At 50.2% G+C, this 18427-nt stretch carries 16 protein-coding genes and 2 tRNA genes; 8 read left to right on the plus strand and 10 right to left on the minus strand.

Going from position 1 to position 18427, the window contains the following annotated elements; genetic code table 11:
* Positions 1-5: 5 nt before the first annotated feature.
* Together DDT52_RS19820 and frdA are read right to left on the minus strand one after the other, a co-directional pair.
* On the minus strand, positions 6-740 hold the full coding sequence (locus DDT52_RS19820) for a succinate dehydrogenase/fumarate reductase iron-sulfur subunit (RefSeq protein ID WP_109052326.1): 735 nt from the start codon (positions 738-740) through the stop codon (positions 6-8).
* The gene (gene frdA, locus DDT52_RS19825; RefSeq protein ID WP_136157876.1) at positions 733-2529 is read right to left on the minus strand and encodes a fumarate reductase (quinol) flavoprotein subunit; all 1797 of its coding nucleotides are present in this window, start codon (positions 2527-2529) and stop codon (positions 733-735) included. The genes DDT52_RS19820 and frdA overlap by 8 nt, the downstream gene beginning before the upstream one ends.
* A gap of 517 nt (positions 2530-3046) precedes the next feature.
* On the opposite strand from frdA, the gene epmA reads away from it, so the two are divergent.
* The gene (gene epmA / locus DDT52_RS19830; RefSeq protein WP_136157877.1) at positions 3047-4024 is read left to right on the plus strand and encodes an elongation factor P--(R)-beta-lysine ligase; all 978 of its coding nucleotides are present in this window, start codon (positions 3047-3049) and stop codon (positions 4022-4024) included.
* A 53-nt stretch (positions 4025-4077) separates the two neighbouring features.
* Here the strand turns inward: epmA and mscM are convergent, their stop codons facing one another.
* From mscM to rsgA, 3 genes are all read right to left on the minus strand, one after another.
* The gene (gene mscM / locus DDT52_RS19835; protein WP_136157878.1) at positions 4078-7401 is read right to left on the minus strand and encodes a miniconductance mechanosensitive channel MscM; all 3324 of its coding nucleotides are present in this window, start codon (positions 7399-7401) and stop codon (positions 4078-4080) included.
* A gap of 44 nt (positions 7402-7445) precedes the next feature.
* Positions 7446-8405: an archaetidylserine decarboxylase gene (gene asd / locus DDT52_RS19840; RefSeq protein ID WP_136157879.1), complete on the minus strand. Its 960-nt coding sequence runs from the start codon at positions 8403-8405 to the stop codon at positions 7446-7448.
* A 71-nt stretch (positions 8406-8476) separates the two neighbouring features.
* Positions 8477-9526 (minus strand): small ribosomal subunit biogenesis GTPase RsgA, encoded by a 1050-nt coding sequence (gene rsgA, locus DDT52_RS19845; RefSeq protein WP_136157880.1) that lies wholly within the window; start codon positions 9524-9526, stop codon positions 8477-8479.
* Positions 9527-9722: 196 nt separating this feature from the next.
* Here rsgA and orn point away from each other — a divergent pair, with 196 nt between their 5' ends.
* From orn to DDT52_RS19865, 4 genes are all read left to right on the plus strand, one after another.
* Positions 9723-10265, plus strand: coding sequence for an oligoribonuclease (gene orn, locus DDT52_RS19850; protein WP_109052332.1), 543 nt, complete (start codon positions 9723-9725; stop codon positions 10263-10265).
* Positions 10266-10477: 212 nt separating this feature from the next.
* A tRNA-Gly gene (locus tag DDT52_RS19855) sits at positions 10478-10553 on the plus strand.
* Between the two features lie 70 nt (positions 10554-10623).
* Positions 10624-10699: transfer RNA gene (locus DDT52_RS19860), tRNA-Gly, on the plus strand.
* Between the two features lie 228 nt (positions 10700-10927).
* The gene (locus DDT52_RS19865; RefSeq protein ID WP_136157881.1) at positions 10928-12292 is read left to right on the plus strand and encodes a tyrosine-type recombinase/integrase; all 1365 of its coding nucleotides are present in this window, start codon (positions 10928-10930) and stop codon (positions 12290-12292) included.
* Positions 12293-12297: 5 nt separating this feature from the next.
* Here DDT52_RS19865 and DDT52_RS19870 read toward each other — a convergent pair whose 3' ends face one another.
* Together DDT52_RS19870 and DDT52_RS19875 are read right to left on the minus strand one after the other, a co-directional pair.
* Positions 12298-12567: a helix-turn-helix domain-containing protein gene (locus tag DDT52_RS19870; RefSeq protein ID WP_136157889.1), complete on the minus strand. Its 270-nt coding sequence runs from the start codon at positions 12565-12567 to the stop codon at positions 12298-12300.
* Between the two features lie 102 nt (positions 12568-12669).
* Positions 12670-12933, minus strand: coding sequence for a helix-turn-helix domain-containing protein (locus DDT52_RS19875; protein WP_048637299.1), 264 nt, complete (start codon positions 12931-12933; stop codon positions 12670-12672).
* Between the two features lie 105 nt (positions 12934-13038).
* Here DDT52_RS19875 and DDT52_RS19880 point away from each other — a divergent pair, with 105 nt between their 5' ends.
* Positions 13039-13284: a helix-turn-helix domain-containing protein gene (locus tag DDT52_RS19880; protein WP_136157890.1), complete on the plus strand. Its 246-nt coding sequence runs from the start codon at positions 13039-13041 to the stop codon at positions 13282-13284.
* A gap of 168 nt (positions 13285-13452) precedes the next feature.
* On the opposite strand, the gene DDT52_RS19885 is transcribed toward DDT52_RS19880, so the two are convergent.
* On the minus strand, positions 13453-14316 hold the full coding sequence (locus DDT52_RS19885) for a phage integrase N-terminal domain-containing protein (protein ID WP_136157882.1): 864 nt from the start codon (positions 14314-14316) through the stop codon (positions 13453-13455).
* An 889-nt stretch (positions 14317-15205) separates the two neighbouring features.
* On the opposite strand from DDT52_RS19885, the gene DDT52_RS19890 reads away from it, so the two are divergent.
* Positions 15206-16447 (plus strand): AAA family ATPase, encoded by a 1242-nt coding sequence (locus DDT52_RS19890; RefSeq protein ID WP_136157883.1) that lies wholly within the window; start codon positions 15206-15208, stop codon positions 16445-16447.
* Positions 16447-17106: an HNH endonuclease gene (locus tag DDT52_RS19895; protein ID WP_136157884.1), complete on the plus strand. Its 660-nt coding sequence runs from the start codon at positions 16447-16449 to the stop codon at positions 17104-17106. The genes DDT52_RS19890 and DDT52_RS19895 overlap by 1 nt, the downstream gene beginning before the upstream one ends.
* A 341-nt stretch (positions 17107-17447) precedes the next feature.
* Here the strand turns inward: DDT52_RS19895 and DDT52_RS19900 are convergent, their stop codons facing one another.
* Positions 17448-17762 (minus strand): type II toxin-antitoxin system RelE/ParE family toxin, encoded by a 315-nt coding sequence (locus tag DDT52_RS19900; protein WP_136157885.1) that lies wholly within the window; start codon positions 17760-17762, stop codon positions 17448-17450.
* A 4-nt stretch (positions 17763-17766) separates the two neighbouring features.
* Complete coding sequence (locus tag DDT52_RS19905) at positions 17767-17967, minus strand: ribbon-helix-helix domain-containing protein (RefSeq protein ID WP_210732748.1); 201 nt, start codon at positions 17965-17967, stop codon at positions 17767-17769.
* Between the last annotated feature and the right edge of the window lie 460 nt (positions 17968-18427).

An 18427-nucleotide genomic window follows, 5' to 3' on the forward strand; every position in this document is an offset into this window, starting at 1 on the left:
CTCCCTTATTGTGGCTTCAGCATGGCAATCATGAAGTCTTTGGCACTTTCCACCTTGCCTTGCTGGATTGCAGCGGCCGGGTCGACATGCTTCGGACAAACCTCTGAGCAGTAACCTACAAAGGTACAACTCCAGACCCCATTATCACCGTTCAACTGCGGCATACGCTCTTTTTTACCGCGATCGCGGTTATCCAGATTGTAACGATGCGCCAGTGTGATCGCTGCCGGACCAATGAATTCAGGATTCAGGCCGAACTGCGGACAGGCGGCGTAGCAGAGACCACAGTTGATACAACCGGAGAACTGATGGTATTTGGCCATCTGCGCCGGGGTTTGTTTGTTGGGGCCATCAGCCGGTTTACGATCGTTGCCGATTATATAAGGTTTGATGGCTTCCAGGCTCTCAATGAAGTGAGTCATGTCGACCACGAGATCGCGTTCGATGGGGAAGTTGCCCAGCGCTTCAACCTTCAATCCGTCCTGATAATCACGCAGGAAGGTTTTACAGGCCAGCTTGGGCACGTTATTCACCATCATGCCGCATGAACCACAGATCGCCATACGGCAGGACCAGCGGTAGGAGAGATCCGCCGCCAGGTTATCTTTAATATAACCCAGCGCGTCCAGCAGGGAAGTCTGCTTGTTGAATGGAACGTCAAACGTCTCAAAATGCGGCTCGCTGTCCTGTTCTGGATTGTAGCGCATGACTTCCATTTTCAGGGTTTGCATCTCAGCCATTCGCCTGCTCCTTCTTGCTTTTATCCTGAGCATCGCCTTCGGCGCCATAAACACGTTTGGCCGGCGGCAGTTTGGTGATTTTCACATCGGAGTACTCCAGATGTGGCGCACCTTCAGGGTTATAAAAAGCCAGCGTGTGCTTCAGGTAGTTAACGTCATCACGCTCGGTGCAACCTTCATCCAGACGTTGGTGAGCGCCACGGGATTCTTTACGATTGATGGCGGAGTGCGCCATACATTCTGCGACGTCCAGACTGTGTCCCAGCTCAATGGTATAAAGCAGGTCAGTATTGAACACGCTGGAATGGTCGGTAATTTTCACCCGTTTGAAGCGTTCTTTCAGCTCGGTGATTTTATCAACGGTTTTTTGCATCAGGTCCGTTGTACGATAAATTCCGCAGCCTTCTTCCATGGACAGCCCCAGTTCATCACGGATTTTCGCCCAGCTTTCGGTGCCTTCCTGTTTCATCAGGTCGTTCAGACGCTGTTCGACATCACGGGTTTGCGCATCCAGTGCGCTGCCGTTGGCGGGCGCCGCAGACTGGGAGCGCTGTACCGCTTGCTCGCCGGCTACGCGGCCAAATACCACCAGTTCCGCCAGCGAGTTGGAACCGAGACGGTTTGCGCCGTGCAGGCCGACAGACGAACATTCACCGACGGCAAACAGACCTTTGATGCGGGTTTCGCAGTTTTGATCGGTTTCGATGCCACCCATGGTGTAGTGGGCGGTAGGCCGAATCGGAATCGGTTCTTTTACCGGATCAACGCCAACATAGGCTTGCGCCAGTTCGCAGATGAACGGCAGACGCTCTTTGAGTTTTTTCTCGCCAAGGTGGCGCAGGTCAAGATAGACCACGTCGCCCAACGGAGTGGAAATGGTGCGTCCCGCACGCCACTCATGCCAGAACGCCTGAGACACCTTGTCACGCGGGCCCAGCTCCATGTATTTGTTTTTCGGCTGACCCAGCGGGGTTTCAGGACCCATGCCGTAATCCTGCAAATAACGATAGCCGTCTTTGTTGACCATGATCCCGCCTTCGCCACGGCAGCCTTCGGTCATCAAAATGCCCGAGCCTGGCAGGCCGGTCGGGTGATACTGCACGAATTCCATGTCGCGCAAGGGTACGCCGTGGCGGAATGCCATGCCCATACCGTCACCGGTAACGATGCCGCCATTGGTGTTGTAGCGATACACCCGGCCCGCGCCGCCGGTGGCGATAACCACCGCGTTTGCGCGTATCTGGATTAATGAGCCTTCCATCATATTGATGGCGACGACACCGCGTGCATGGCCGTCATCAACCAGCACATCCAGAACGAAATGCTCATCGAAACGCTGAATTTGTGGGTATTTGAGCGAGGTCTGGAACAGCGTATGCAGCATGTGGAAGCCGGTTTTATCGGCGGCAAACCAGGTTCGTTCTATTTTCATTCCGCCGAAGCGGCGAACGTTAACAGAACCATCAGGTTTACGGCTCCACGGGCAGCCCCATTGTTCCATCTGGATCATTTCTTCAGGACAGTGTTTGACGAAGTGTTCGACAACGTCTTGTTCACATAGCCAGTCGCCACCTGAAACGGTGTCGTTGAAATGATAATCGAAGCTATCGTGATCCTGAGTGACCGCTGCTGATCCGCCTTCTGCCGCCACGGTATGGCTACGCATAGGGTAGACTTTTGAGATCAGCGCAATTTTCAGTTGGGGATTAGCTTCAGCGGCAGCAATTGCCGCTCGTAAGCCAGCGCCCCCGGCCCCGATAATGGCCAAGTCGGCATTAAAGGTTTGCACTGCATTCCTCCAGTTACTTAAGTTAATTAAGTTAAAATAAAAAAATAATATCTATTCATTTCTATCTTTATATATCCACATATATCCGCGGAACGCTTTATGCATGTAACTGTATGAAAAATTGATTCGCGAACATATTAAGAATAGACATAACTCTATTTTTTGTATGGGAATGAGTATAGCGAATTATAGGTAGATGAAATTTGATGTGATCCAGCATTTTGCTTTTTTTTCAGGGAGTACGGTAATAAGAGATAAAAACGTGATCGAAAGGCTTATTTTTATAAAAATAGTGCTTTTATTTCTTTAATAACTCTTTTGCAGGCTATACAGGAAAATGTTTCACTGGATATATCGCTGCCCGCTTTCGTGTTGCAGGTACGCGGGTTTCCTCTCGTACTTATGCCGCTCCACCTGACGGAACAACGCCGCGCGTTGCTAAAAAACGTGCCGGCGTTTGTCTGCCCGCGCTGATGCGGGTAGACTGCTTCACCTGTTTGACTTTGGAGTAATAGCCATGAGCGAGACGGCAAGTTGGCAACCCAGTGCATCTGTCGCTAATTTGTTGAAGCGTGCGTCGATAGTCTCAGCTATCCGGCGTTTCTTCACCGATCGCGGGGTACTGGAGGTTGAAACGCCGGCGATGAGCCAGGCAACGGTCACGGACGTTTATTTATGCCCGTTCCAGACCCGTTTCGTTGGGCCGGGTGCTGCTGATGGGATGACGCTGTATCTGATGACCAGCCCTGAATACCACATGAAACGACTGCTGGCCGCAGGCAGCGGTCCGATTTTTCAACTATGCCGCAGCTTTCGTAATGAAGAGTCCGGTAGATACCATAACCCAGAATTTACCATGCTGGAATGGTATCGGCCGCATTACGACATGTACCGACTGATGAATGAAGTCGATGATTTACTACAGCAGGTACTGGACTGCGAAAGTGCGGAGATGCTTTCGTATCAACAGGCCTTCCTGCGCCATTTGGAGATTGATCCGCTGTCTGTGGACAAAGCCCAACTGCGCGAAGCGGCGGAAAAGCTGGGACTGGGCGACATCGCCTGCCGTGAAGACGATCGTGATGCGCTGGTGCAAATGTTGTTTACCTTCGGCGTGGAGCCGAACATCGGCCGTGACAAACCGGCGTTTGTTTACCATTTCCCGGCAACGCAGGCCTCACTGGCTGAAATTAGCACCGAGGATCATCGTGTCGCCGAGCGTTTTGAAGTCTATTTCAAAGGCATTGAACTGGCGAACGGTTTTCGCGAACTGACTGACAGCGATGAGCAGCGTCAGCGCTTCGAGCAGGATAACCGCAAGCGCGCGGCGCGCGGTTTACCCCAGCAGCCTATTGATGAAAACCTGCTGGCTGCACTGAAGCATGGCCTTCCGGAATGTGCAGGGGTGGCGTTGGGCGTTGATCGCCTGATTATGCTGGCATTGAACGCGGAAAAGCTGAGTGATGTGATCGCGTTTTCGGTCGAGCGTTCCTGATATTTCGCTGCGAAAAGGCGGGGCAAGCTGCTGCCCCGCCCTGATGCTTGTTATTATAAGCTTCCTGCTGTCCGATTTTTGGACGTCAATGTATTCCCTCTACGCGATAGGTTGTCCATCCGCATCTGGAAGGGTGGGAATGGCAGCACCATGTTGTGTTTACGGTAATTCTCCAGAATCAACTGGTGCAGTTCATGCCGCAACGGCATGCGATGACCCATTTCCGCCGCGAAAATACGCAGTTCGAAAATCTGAATACCCTGCTGCAAATCGACCAGAAAGGCTTCCGGCGGCGGATTTTCTAATATCAGCGAGCAGCGGCTGACCGCATCCATCAGCAAATCGGTGACTTCCTTGCTGTCCGCTTCAGCGGGAGCCGGGATCGTCAAGACCACGCGCGTCACGGAGTCTGACAGAGACCAGTTAATAAATTGCTCGGTAATAAAGGCTTTGTTCGGCACGATAATCTCTTTGCGGTCCCAGTCGGAAATCGTGGTCGCGCGCGTATTAATGCGCATGACGCTCCCCGTGAGATCGCGGATGGTAACGGTATCGCCGATACGTATCGGTTTTTCAAACAGGATAATCAGGCCGGAAATAAAGTTGGCGAAGATTTCCTGCAAGCCAAACCCTAATCCCACACCGAGCGCGGCAACCAGCCATTGCAATTTTGCCCACTCAATCCCGATCAGCGAGAAGCCCATCAGGCAGCCAATCAGCATCAGAATATATTTGCTGATGGTGGTGATGGCGTAACCGCTGCCCGGCGACAAATCAAGATGTTGTAACAGGGCCAGCTCCAGTAAGGCTGGCAGGTTGCGCACCAGTTGGGCGGTAATCACAAAAATCAGCACGGCAATGAGAACGGAGCCCAATGTAATCGCCTGAACGTTTTCCACGCCTTTGACCGTACTGGTGACGTCCCACAGGCTGATATTTTCCAGGAAAGCAAAAGCGGAATGGATTTCAGACCACAGAACGATGACGGAAACCAGGGCGATAAGCGTCAGGATGGAACGAACCAACTGTAGGGATTTAGCGCTGATCGCATCCAAATCCACCACCGGTTCCTCAATCGCTTCCGAACTGTTTTCGTGCGTCGAACCTGACTGGGTTTCCTCTTCTCCGCGGGCCCGCTGCGCCAAAATTTCTGAACGGCGCTGCTTGGCGCGATCAAAAGCGATACGGCGTCGCTGAATGAGCATCCAGCGACGAATAATATGGTAGACAACCAGCAGGAAAAACCAAATGGATACGGACGTTTCCAGCCTGACCAACAGCGCCTGCGCCGTTGCCAGATAGCCGATGCAGGATGCCAGCGCGGCGACCAGCGGAACGCATATCAGCAGATTCCACATGGCTCGGTTAACCGAATTCTCGCCCGAACCTTCTTTATCCAGATAAAGCGGGATACCGGCGCGTTTAAGGCTGGTGGTCACCAGACTCAATGCCAAACAGAGCAGAATGAAGCACAAGCGCCCCAGCGTGCTGGAGAATTTGCGATCGTCCAGGTTATCGAAAGTAATCAACGCCATGACTAATGGCACGATAAACGCAATGGAGAGACGGTAGTAGCGCATCGCTCTGGCGACCCGCTCGGGCGACCAGCGGAAGTGAACGATAAACAGTCCCTGAGGATGAGCGAATGACGCACTGATCATCACCAGCCACATTAAAGGAACGGTAGCGGTAACGCTGTCGCCAATGGCCACTGCAACCGGATAAGGCCAGGCATTTTGCAAGCCGTAGCCCAGAGCGGCCCAGAGCACCGGCAATGGCAGCGCCGTCAGGATTGACCAGAAAACGGTACGCAGCGTCAGCGTAAAGTGGTCGAGGGTGACTTTGCCTACCCGACCGCTGGCGCGTTCCAGAAAAGCGTGGTAATGACGACGGGAACTGATGCTGAACCCCACCAGTAACAGGGCGCCCAGTAGCGGGATGATCGTTTCGCGGCTGGTTACCATCATGATCATGGCGCTGCTGAGTTGGGTAAAGGTATCCAAAGACAGCAGAAGTGTCAGATCCTGTACCAGCTTCAGCGGATAAGAGAAGGTAATCGGGTTGACGTCAGCCACCCAGAAAAGGTAGCGGTGAGCCGCTTCTTTCGTCTCTCTTAATGCATCTTCCAACTGGTTATTCGCCACTTTGAGCTTGGTCAACTCCAGAATCTGAGCATCGCAACCCGAGATCAATGAGGTCAGCAAGTCGCGCTGGGTGCGCAGCTGATCGGTCAGGATGCGCTGCTGGGCGGTACTCAGCGGCGTACCGTCATCCTGTTTCGACTGATCAGGGTCGTGTGGCTTATTGATCAGATCCTCAAAATGCAGACGTTGAACGCGTAGCTGCGCCATATCGCTGTCCAACAGCTGTGGTTTGGGCATTTCCGGCAGCCGTGCAACTTGCGCCCGCAGGGTTTCGCCTAATACTGGCGAGACGCCGAGCCATTGCGCCTGTTCACGGATAGTGGTCAGCGCCTGGCGGACCTGGAGCGTATGCGTGGTGGCCTGACGCTGCTGAGAGGCGATCAGGTCCATACGCTGTGCCTGCTGATTCAGCGCGACGGACAGTTCCCGGTTGATCTTTAACTGATCGCTGATAACGCCGGGTAAATCGCCGCTTTGTTCTGCCAGCAGTTCGGTTCGTTCCAGCGCCTGTTCGGCCTCTTTCTGACGCAGGCTATTGATGCTGCTGCGTAACTCCTGTAGCTGAATATCCAGTCGGTCGTGCCGTTTTTTATACAGTTCGGCGCGTAAACGGGATAGTTCCTGACGATTACTGGCTGATAGCTGCGCCAGTTCCAACTCGTCTACAAGACTTTTGCGCAAGGCCGATTCAGCCTGTAGCGCCGCCAACTGCGCCTGTGTCAACGGTGTCGTCGGCGTACCGAGAGACTGGATGCGGCGTTCCATGTCGCTGAGCGCGCGGCTGGCTTCAGTTTGTTGCTGGGGAAGCTGTCCGAGTGAATCACTGATTTCGCGTGATCGATCCTGTTCCTGCTGTAACTGGCGACCTTGTTCCAGTAGCTGGCTACTGGTTTGCAGGATCTGCTGTTCAAGATCGTTAACGGACAGATTGCTCGTGATTGATGATGGTTTTTCATCTTCCGCCGCCAACTGGCGACGCAGTTCCTGAATCAGCTTGGGAAAATCATCAATAATACGTTGATACTGCGCCGCGCGTTCGTGGGACTCTTTGGCTTCCAGTGTTGTATTCAGGGCAGATTGCAGCTCTTCAACAATCTGCGTCTGATCGGCTGCGCCTTTATTGGCCTCTGCCTGTTGCAATTGCTGGCGTAGCTGAGCCTCATTGAGCGCAGGGGCCGCCAATACGGTAGTTGATAATAAGCAACTCAGCAGAAAAGTCAGAATCAAACGCACGTTTAGCCTACCTTTCACTAACAACGATGGGGAATTGACGGCATTCAGCCCGGATTATCTGTTGTGTCAGACTTAACATGTACATCATGAGATTGCACTTGTGCGACCACTTCACCCTGTGGTGTCGTGGTTTCCTGATCTTCAGACAGCATTTCCGCGAAGGGTTCTCCCATCCGGGTAACGCTAAGGCTGTTGAGATGAGCGGCAAACTGTACCCGGCCGGGGGAAAACAGGTTAATCACGGTAGAGCCCAGTTTAAAGCGGCCCATTTCCTGACCTTTTTCCAGAATAACCGCGTCTTCGCCTGCCTGAGGATATGTCCAGCGTTGAATAATGCCTTCCCGTGGCGGCGTAACCGTGCCTGCCCAGACGGTTTCGATACTGCCGACAATGGTGGCGCCGACCAGAATCTGCGCCAGTGGACCAAACTCGGTATCAAACAGGCAGATAACCCGCTCGTTACGGGCAAACAGATTTGGCACATGGTCTGCGGTCAGCAGATTGACGGAGAACAGATCGCCCGGCACATAAATCATCTCGCGCAGAACGCCGTCGCACGGCATATGCACGCGGTGATAATCGCGTGGCGATAAATATGTCGTGGCGAACAGGCCGTCGCGGAACAGTTCCGCCATGACATAGTTACCGGCAAGCAATGCTTCCAGTGAGTAAAGGTGGTTTTTAGCCTGAATCAGTTTGCCGTCCGTGATGGGGCCTAACTGAGACAAAACACCATCGGCAGGTTGAACGAGGCGATGGGCATGTAGGTCGATAGGACGAACTTCAGGCTTCAGCGGACGAACAAAAAATTCATTGAAAGTACGATAGGCGGCGGTATCGGGTTGCTGCGCTTCCTGCATATTGACCTTGTACCGACGGACAAACAGATCGATAACCAGCCTGGTGAGCTTACCCGCCTGTTTGTCCGCTCCCCAACCGGCCAAACGAGTCAGCCAGATTTTGGGAAGCCAATACTGTAATTTGATTTTGATATTATCCAGCACAGTGAGCCTCTTGGGTTAATGGTGCGCCATGATGTAAAAGGGGCGCATTGTAGCGATGGATACAATAAATGTCAGTTATCCGTATCGGAAAAGGTTTTACGCGTCTTTACCTGCGCCATGCTTTCCAGAATGCGGTGATAATTATCGAAGCGCTCGGCGGCAATGTCACCGCGCTCGAGGGCCGCGTGAATAGCGCAACCGGGATCGTTGTCATGTTTGCAGTCACGGAATTTACAGGCGCCGATATATTCCCTGAATTCGATAAAGCCATGGGTGATCTGATCGGGATCCAGGTGCCACAGACCAAATTCACGAACGCCCGGAGAGTCAATCACATCCCCGCCGTGTGGAAAGTGATAAAGACGGGCTGCGGTCGTTGTGTGCTGTCCCAGCCCTGAGTTATCGGAAACCTCGTTAACCAGAATGCGCTCTTCGCCAAGCGTCAGCAACGCGTTGAGCAAGCTGGATTTACCCACCCCGGATTGTCCGGCAAAGATACTGATACGATCGGTTAACGCCAGCTCCAGCTCCGCAATGCCTTCCTGAGTATGGCTTGATACCATCAGTACGCGGTAGTTGAGCGCCCGGTAAATATCCATCAGTTCATTAACGAAAAGAAGCGCTTCTTTATCCAGCAAATCGATCTTGTTCAGAACGATCAGCGGTTCAACTTCCAGTGTTTCGCAGGCAACCAGATAACGATCGATAATATTGAGCGAGAGCTCGGGCAAAATGGCAGAAACGATCACGATCTGATCAATGTTGGCCGCGATCGGTTTGACGCCGTCGTAGTAATCAGGACGCGTCAGGACAGAATGGCGTGGATGAACGGCTTCAACGATCCCGCTGATCCCGGCCAGTGCTTCATTACCTGCCCGCCACACGACGCGATCGCCTGTGACCAGTGATTTAATCGTTCGACGAATATTACAGCGATGTACGACGCCGTTTCCGGCTTCTACATCGGCATGCATACCGAATCGGCTGATGATAATACCTTCCTGGGCATCGCCCAGTTGGCTATCTTCCCATTCTATCTTGCTTTCAGAATGTTTAAGGCGACGCTGATGATTCGCACTTACCCGACGTTGCTGACCTTTCGACAGTTTCTTTTTGCTCACTAAGCCTCACTTAATACGCTATTGATCGCCATGGTACGATGAACGCCACAGGACATGGTTGTCGCCCATGATGATTGAAGCGACTATAATACACCCTATTTGATTTTAATTAACTGATGCCGCCAGATGGCGCCAATGCGGGTGTTACAATCGACGCCAACGGGCAACAATACACGGCTAAATGGGAATACCAACGATGGTAGATGAAAATAACCTGATCTGGATCGATCTTGAGATGACAGGACTGAATCCTGAACAAGATCGTATTATTGAGATTGCGACATTAGTGACGGATGCCAATCTTAATGTGTTGGCGGAAGGGCCTGTTCTGGCGGTTCATCAACCTGATAGCCAGCTTGCGCTGATGGATGACTGGAATGTACGCACGCATGGCGCCAGCGGGTTAATCGATCGTGTTAAAGCCAGCACGGTCGATGAGCGTGCGGCAGAACTGGCTACGCTGGCTTTCTTGCAACAGTGGGTACCCGCAGGTAAATCGCCGATTTGTGGCAACAGTATTGGTCAGGATCGTCGTTTCCTGTTCCGTTATATGCCGGAGCTGGAAGCCTATTTCCACTATCGCTATCTGGATGTCAGTACGTTAAAAGAGCTGGCGCGTCGTTGGAAACCAGAAATTCTGTCGGGCTTTAAAAAGCAGGGCACGCATCAGGCCATGGACGATATTCGCGAATCGCTGGCTGAGTTGGCGTATTACCGCGAGCATTTTATTCAGCTTTAAGCTGATTCTGGCATTCATGGGCGAATTGGCCGTCAGGCGCATTAATCTGACGGCCTTCAGATCGAGTAACGCATGTTTTAACGCCGCTTTGCTCTTTTTATCGGCAATTGAACGTCTTTTCATTTTCAGGGGCTTGCGGTTAAAAAGATTTCTCGTATAATGCGCACCCCGTACCGATGCAGAATTTTATATCTGGTACGGCACTATTCCGGGCGGGAATAGCTCAGTTGGTAGAGCACGACCTTGCCAAGGTCGGGGTCGCGAGTTCGAGTCTCGTTTCCCGCTCCAAGTTTTAGCGTTGTTTGTCACCAAACAAACAGCGTGCAGTCATCAGGCGTATTATCGTCTGCTCCACTATGCGGGAATAGCTCAGTTGGTAGAGCACGACCTTGCCAAGGTCGGGGTCGCGAGTTCGAGTCTCGTTTCCCGCTCCAATTTCTTTTCTATAGATGTCCACTGATGTCTGTAGGTCTATGAAAAAAGAGCGAAAAGCTCTTTTTTTGTTTCCAAAGCAATCCATTGAAAACCACCCACGGCCAGCCTTTTTAAGGCCAGAATTGAGGCCAAAAAAACAGGGTGGCAACGCGTTGCGGATTGTTGCTGGGATCAAATAAAGGCAATGACAAGCATAGAGCCTGAGTCTCAACTTGGGAGCTATCAACATGGCACTTTCCGATCTGATTATCCGGCAGTCCAAAGCCAACGGTAAAACCTTTCATCTTCCTGATTGCGATGGCCTCGGTCTGGTTGTTTCGCCGGTGGGCGGTAAGTCATGGCATTTCCGCTATTACTGGCTGGGTAAACAGAAGCGCCTCTCTCTGGGCCGTTATCCTGCAATCGGCTTACGCAAAGCGCGCGCATTGCGTGATGAAGCTCGCGAGCTGTTGGCTAAAGGCATCAACCCCTGCACTGTTCGCAAGCAAAAGCGGCAGGCCGCGCGTCTGGCTGCCGGACACAGCTTTAAAGCCGTCTATTCCCTTTGGCTTGACCATCGCAGACTCGAACTCAGAGAAGGGCGGCAAAGTACCCTGTCGCAAATCCAGCGTATTTTTTCTAAAGATGTGCTGCCCATTCTGGGTGAGCGTTCGATCTTTGAGCTCCGTCGCTCTGACTTGCTGGAGGTGATTGCCCGTATTGAACGGCGCAAAGCGCTGACCATCGCGGAAAAAGTGCGTACGTGGTTTAACCAGCTGTTTCGCTTTGCGCTGGTGAAAATCGAAGGGCTGGAAACTAACCCGGCGTCGGATCTGGACGTGGTGGCGGCCCCTAAGCCACCCGTCAGGCATAATCCCTATCTCGCTATCCACGAGCTGCCGTCATTACTCCGGAAGCTGAGCAACTACGCAGGCGATATGCAAACGCAGCTTGGCATCCGGTTGTTGCTATTGACCGGGGTTCGCACCGGAGAACTGCGGCTGGCAACGCCGGATCAGTTCGATCTGACGCGTGAGCTATGGATCATTCCGCCGGAGAATATAAAGCAGTTGCAGAATGCTATGCGCAGGCACGGCAAGCGTGCTCAGGCTATTCCGCCATACGTTGTGCCGTTACCCGCTCAGGCGCTCGACATTGTGCATCATCTGCTGGCGCAGATGAAACCGGCTCAAAAATATTTGCTGACCCATCGTAGCGATTTAAATAAACGCATCAGCGAAAATACGCTTAATGGCGCGCTGCGCCGTATGGGGTATGCGGAACAACTAACCGGCCATGGTATTCGCGCCACCATCTCGACGGCGCTCAATGAAATCGGCTATCCCAAAATTTGGATTGAGGCGCAGCTTTCCCACGCCGACCCCAACAAAGTCAGCGCGGCCTACAATCATGCACAGTATGTGGAACAGCGGCGGCGCATGATGCAGGAGTGGGCGGATAGGCTGGATCGCTGGACGGCGAACGGAGCCGGTGAGGTTAATGATGGCGTTGCAAAAATCAGCGTACTTGAAAACACGCTGAAAGCCATGGCAGACGGTCGGATGCTGCCCGGTGAGGGCATACCGTTTTTACGTGAGTTTATTTTGCAATGAGCGGGTTATCCCTTTTTCCACTGAACGACTTCACCGTCATATAGTTTCAGGATGATGTCTGCAAAGTCGTCGTCAAGGGTATAAAAATAGCTTTCAGGGACGTTAAGAACGCGGGCAAAGGCGCACATCGTTTCAAATGTTGGGCGATGTGTGCCGCTTTCATACTGGGAGACACGCGACCGCGCGGTGGCTTCTTCAATCCCAGCGAGTACCCCCAATTTTTCCTGCGTCATTTGGGCACGCAGGCGGGCAGCTTTAAGGCGAGCAGGTAACATAGTGACACCATCAATAATCAATATTGATGTCATGTTTAGCATTGCTTTACAGGCGAGTTGCTTAGAGTCCCTGAACAGAGTCGGCTTGAGATAAGAGAAAGATCAGAGGGAATGCGCTTTATATTGGCGATAAAGGTCGAGCAGCATGGCCGCAAATTTATCATCAAGGGTGTAGAAATAACCCTCCGGCACATGTAGCACCTTCGCAAAGGCGCACATCATTTCGAATGTCGGGCGATGTATCCCATTTTCATACTGCGAGACGCGTGACCGCGCGGTTTCCTCTTCAATACCTGCCAGCGTACCCAGTTTTTCCTGAGTAAGATGCGCGTTTAACCGTGCGGATTTAAGACGTCCGGGAAGCATGATCAACACCCTAGATAAGCTATTGACTTAGTGTTTAGCATTACTTAACATCGTAGTTGTTTAGAGATACTGAACATGGCGGATAAAATCATGGGGGAGAGGGTAATGGACGGTAATGACTGGCATCCGGCGGATATTATCGCTGGTTTGAGAAAACGTGGCACAACGCTGGCGGCGATCTCCAGAGAGGCGGGATTAGCGTCATCTACATTGGCAAATGCGCTGACGCGACACTGGCCGAAGGGCGAGCGCTTAATTGCCGAAGCGTTGAACAAACAACCGGAAGAGATCTGGCCTTCCCGCTATCAGGGCGTCAGCCGTGGTCAGGGTGGGGAAGGGGAGGCGGATTGAAAACCTGAAGGGGCTTGATGGCTGTTTATGACGTCGTCTGCTGGCAGCCGCGACTGGGATACCGTGAAATAGGGCAGAGTGCCTTTTCCCTTTTTCTGGCAGGTCCGTTGCCCCTTAATATCTATTCCCTTCGGCCATTTCCTGCCTTTTTGATCCAGAAACCCCTTTTTATCGTCCAAGATAGAGCGACACGATCTGTAATCTTTCATGCCCCAGTTCCCGACTAATGATTTGCCGCGCTTCACAGTCGATGGTTTGTTGTTCCTGCGTCAGGTGGTTATAGCCGGGGCCACCGGCGGCGGGGGCCAGCCAGCCGGTCAGGGTTTCATAGCGCATCTGGGCGTAACGATGGCGTAAACCGTGCATGCCGCTGAGTCCGGCGTTTTTGCACTGGCCGTCATACAGATGCCGTTGCTGGATATAGGTTTTCTGCGCCGGGATTAGCGAACCGGCTCCCGCCAGCGCGTGGGTTTCATCCAGCACGGCCCGTTGTTCCGGCGTGGTGATGGGGACGGTACGTGCTTTACCGCCTTTGGTCCATGTGCCTTTCAATGCGATATGGTCGCCCCGGTCGGCATAGCGGGGCTGGAACAGCAGGCACTCTTTGCGGCGTAGCCCAAAGGCAGCCTGCAAACGCAAGCTCATTTTTACCTGCGGGTCGCGGATACGGTCGAGCCGGTCGTTCAGCGTTTTGGCTTTATTCTGATTGGTGACATAGCACCGTTTGGGAATGCCCAACTGGTCGTTGTCGGCGGGCAGCAGGCCCGGTTTGCCAATCTTCTCCGCCCACCAGCGCAGATGCGCCAGCCGGTTCTTTAGGGTGCCGGCGGACAAATCTTCTGATTGCCAGCGCGTCAGCAGGGTGTTGATATGCTTACCTTTAAGCGAAGTAGCGCGCATCTGGCGGAAACCGGCCTCACGTAACTGGCGGGCCATCAGCGTCAGAGACCGTTTTCTGTCAGCCTGCGTGGTATGGCTGCCGTCCCGGTTGCGTCGGCAAAGCTGGTTCAGCGTCCATGTCAGGTCATCCATAATCGGCCTCCTCTTTGTCGGCCTTTTTGCTAAAGTTAATTTGCTTGTTCTGAGAGGAAATCGGGTTAGTGTAATTGCCAACTCGCCGCATTCACTGCGACAAGATCCCCGAAGGGCAGGGGCCAGACGCTCAGAACGTCTGTTGCCTCAGATTGAGGCATCCGCCTTGTTTCCTGCTGGAAAGCCGGGCGGAGGGTATTGCCTGAAAAACGTGATAAAACCTCCTTTGTTGCAGATGGATGAAAAGAAAATGCGGGCCTGCGGCCCGCTACGGATAAGAGACATTGATTAAATTGGGCCAGTAATACCCTGAGAGAAAAAGGCTCAACCCGATTAAGGGGCGACGCCGGGAATGAGCCAGAAGCGTCTGGATGGCTCCATCCTCAGCGGACAGACACTCGCAGGAGCCAATGCCTTTGGGATGGCCGGATGGGTACGGCCAGCGCAGCATACACGCTGAGCCATGTTTCCGGTGTTCAGACCCGCCGGAAGGTTGTTGCTGGGGCAGTATGCCGGAGCATCGTCACGCAGGCAGCAATGAATAGGGTGTTGCGCCAGCCCATATTGTTGCTGAGTTGCATCAAGCCGTCACTGCGGCGGCAGTGACGGCTTGATGTTGGCGCAGAGCGAATAAACAGTAGCAAGGTACGGCTAAATCTGACAATCGACTAAGAGCGAAAAGTGGATGTTATCTAAAGAGCGTCAAATGCAGGAGTGCCTCTAAAGTTAATAGCCATTCTTATAGGGCTCCTTACACTGCGGCTATGGTAACGATTTGTGTTCTAGCCTTATACCACGAATTCAATTACTGTAAGCAAATGTAATTTCATGCGGCATCGAATGCTTACGCTGACATACAACGTTTGGTTAATTTAGACGAGAGGGTGCAATGAAAAAACACATCGAGAAAATAAAATATCAACCTAAGAATTTAATAGGTGAGTTGAATATTCATATAGCAGGCAAAGATTTAATAATCACTGGCAGTAATGGATGTGGGAAAACAACTTTCTTAAACGCAATTAACAAACACATCCAACATATATATGTCGAAAAGAAACACGATGCAAAAGAACAGTCACTTCGAAATCTGGCTCATTGGAAGAAGAAAATGGATCAAAACCCTAAGGGAACCAGCCAGTATGCTCAAGGTGAAGAACAATATAATCATATAGTCAATGAGTTAGAAAAATACGACACTGGAGTTGAAGCAACTATCTCTGACGCAATTGGTTTCTGTGCATTATTAGATGGAGGGAAGGCAATTTATAAATACTTCATTGCCGAACGAAAATCTGAAATTAGCGCATCCTCTGGAGCAACAAAAGCAAGCTTGGATGATAAGATCTTAAAGAATAAATTCCAGGCTAACGAAAAAAGATTGGGTAACGAATTTGAAAATCACTTGGTTAACCTGAAGACAAGGCAGTCATTTGCTGAAACCTATGATAAAGACTTTGAACTCTCCAACAAACTTCAACAATGGTTTGACGAACTTGAGAAAAATATCTCCATTTTAATGGAGGATGATTCTTTTAAATTGAAATTTGATTCTGATGGGTTTCGTTTCCTTCTTACCCAAGATAATAAATTACCCTATAGCTTTCAAAAATTGTCCTCTGGTTATTCTTCAATATTTAATATATTATCAGAATTAATAATGATGACGGAGGCATATAAAACTTCCCCTCAGGACATGCAGGGTGTGGTTTTAATTGATGAAATAGATGCACATCTACATGTATCCTTACAAAGAAAGATATTACCGTTCTTAAGTAATCTTTATCCAAACATTCAATTTATAGTAACGACTCATTCGCCTTTTGTAATCGGCTCACTTGATAATGCAGTTGTTTATGATCTTAGCAGTAAGCAAGAGTTTACAAATCTTTCTAATTATTCATATGAAACAATAGTTGAGGGGCTATTAGGCGTACCTGTAGTGTCTATGTCACTTGAGAAGGACATAAAACGACTTTCAATTTTTTTAGCCGAAGATAATCCAGATACTTTTGCCGTGACTGAATTGGTTGAAAAACTGTCTCCACATGACGATAAGCTTGATGATGAAAGCGCTGTATTTTTGATAAAGGCAAAGATGTTTCTTCGTGATAATAAAAAGGAGGCATAATGTTTCATGTTATAAAAACCATGCCTGCACCTGCCTCGTTAGAAAAGGAAGGCTCATACAGTAGTAAAGACGTCATAGAGCAATTGGCAAGAGATTTTCATAATAAGTGTTATATATGTGAAATAAAAGATCCTATATCTTTGAATGTTGAGCACTTTAAACCTCATAAAAACATAGATGATGAAAAAAAATATGATTGGAGTAATCTATTTTTTGCATGTGCAAGATGCAACAACATAAAGAGAAGTAAGTATGATAATATTTTAGATTGCACAAGCAAAGACATCAATGTTCTTATGGCAGTGAAGCATGAGTTTCCCCTTACAGCCCATGCCAGAGAAGTTAAAATCACGGCAATGTTCAATGACGAAAAGACAAAAATGACAGCCTCTTTGCTAGATGAAGTTTTTAACAGCGAAAGCACTGGAAATAAAGAGCTGTCAAGAACTTATTTATTAAAAAGACTCATGTCCCAATATAGGAAATTCTTAGAGTTGCTTTGGCAATATGATGATGAAGACACTATAGAGGAAGAGCGAATTATAATAGAGAAAAGGATAGCAAATATGCTAAAAGTAGAGTATGAATTTTCTGCTTTTTTACGATGGTCTATAATTGAATCACCAAAATTACATCATTTTAGGAATGGTGTGTTCTAAGTAAAAACAAGCAGGCTGTAAGTGACAATAAAATAATTCCCATACATGTCTTAGCATGTATGGGACTAAATGAATATATCATAAATATTTACGATATGTTCATTGTAAATAATTCTTTGTTGAAGACTCCAATCATTCAATTGTAATCGGATAAGAGAATGTTTGTCCATCGAAGGTTCGGTTGCCTTGCTCTCCACAAATTAATAGAACATGAAATTCGCAACGTCCGCTTCTGGCTGAGCCGACAGTCAGATCTGATAGACCCAGAGTAGTAATATGTCAGATTAAGTACGAATCAACGCACCTTAGCTCATTTAAGAATAACTATGCCTAAGCCGTCATCAAATGCCAAAGTCCTCTCGAAACCGATCGATCTGATGCATCTGCTCGTGCAGAACCGTCACGATACCTATATCGCCGTTTGATAGTCTGCGCCAGTAGATAACATGTCGCTCGTAGCGAAAGGAGAAACCTTCTACTCCAAATTCGGCGGGTACTGGCCGTGAAACGACCTCGTGGGTGTCTATCTTGGCAAATGCCTGAAACATGCCGGTAATGTAGCGATCCGCTTGCTCTGTACCCCATCGCTCACGGGTGTATCGGTAGATCTCATCAAGACGATAAGAGGCGGCTTCCTGTATGCGAACATTAGCCATACGGTCAGGCCTTGTTGCGTGCGATGATATCTGCGGCAGTCAGGGGTACGTATGAAGACTCTGGTGCAGCAAAGGCATTAGTCAGTTCGGCCTTAAGTCGTGCGAATGCTTCCGCTTCTACCCGCTCTTTGTCCCGGCGGATCAGGTCTCGGACGTACTCGCTGACGTTATCGTAAGCGCCGTTTTCGCCTACGTTGGCGGCCACGAAGTCGCTCAGTGGCCCTTTGAGGCGAACGGTCATTGTCGTGGTTCGGGACATGGTGTGTACCTCATTGATGAATCATGTATTGAATATAATCAAAAAATAATACAAAAACAACGTAGAACCCTATGCCATAAGGTGTAAATCATATGAATAAAAACTAATATTTTCATATGGTTATGAAACATTGGCATATTGTGTTTGGCGCGGAGATAATATTAATCGGGAAGGGCGATTGAGCTTTGATGGCTGTTTAAAGGCGCTGTCAATTCGTTTGCTTGACCAGCCCCCAAAACAAGGCTAATTTCAAGGCTCGACTGATACTGACAGTATCAAATTAACGTTAATAAACTCAGACTTAGCAACTCAGCGCTTGTCTCGTTTCCCGCTCCAATTCTTGTTCTATAGACAGCCACCAACGTCTGTAGCTCTCTGATTCAACAGGGTAATCGCTCTGTTGAGC

It is taken from the genome of Brenneria roseae subsp. roseae, from assembly GCF_003115845.1.
In the GTDB taxonomy this organism is placed as follows: domain Bacteria; phylum Pseudomonadota; class Gammaproteobacteria; order Enterobacterales; family Enterobacteriaceae; genus Brenneria; species Brenneria roseae.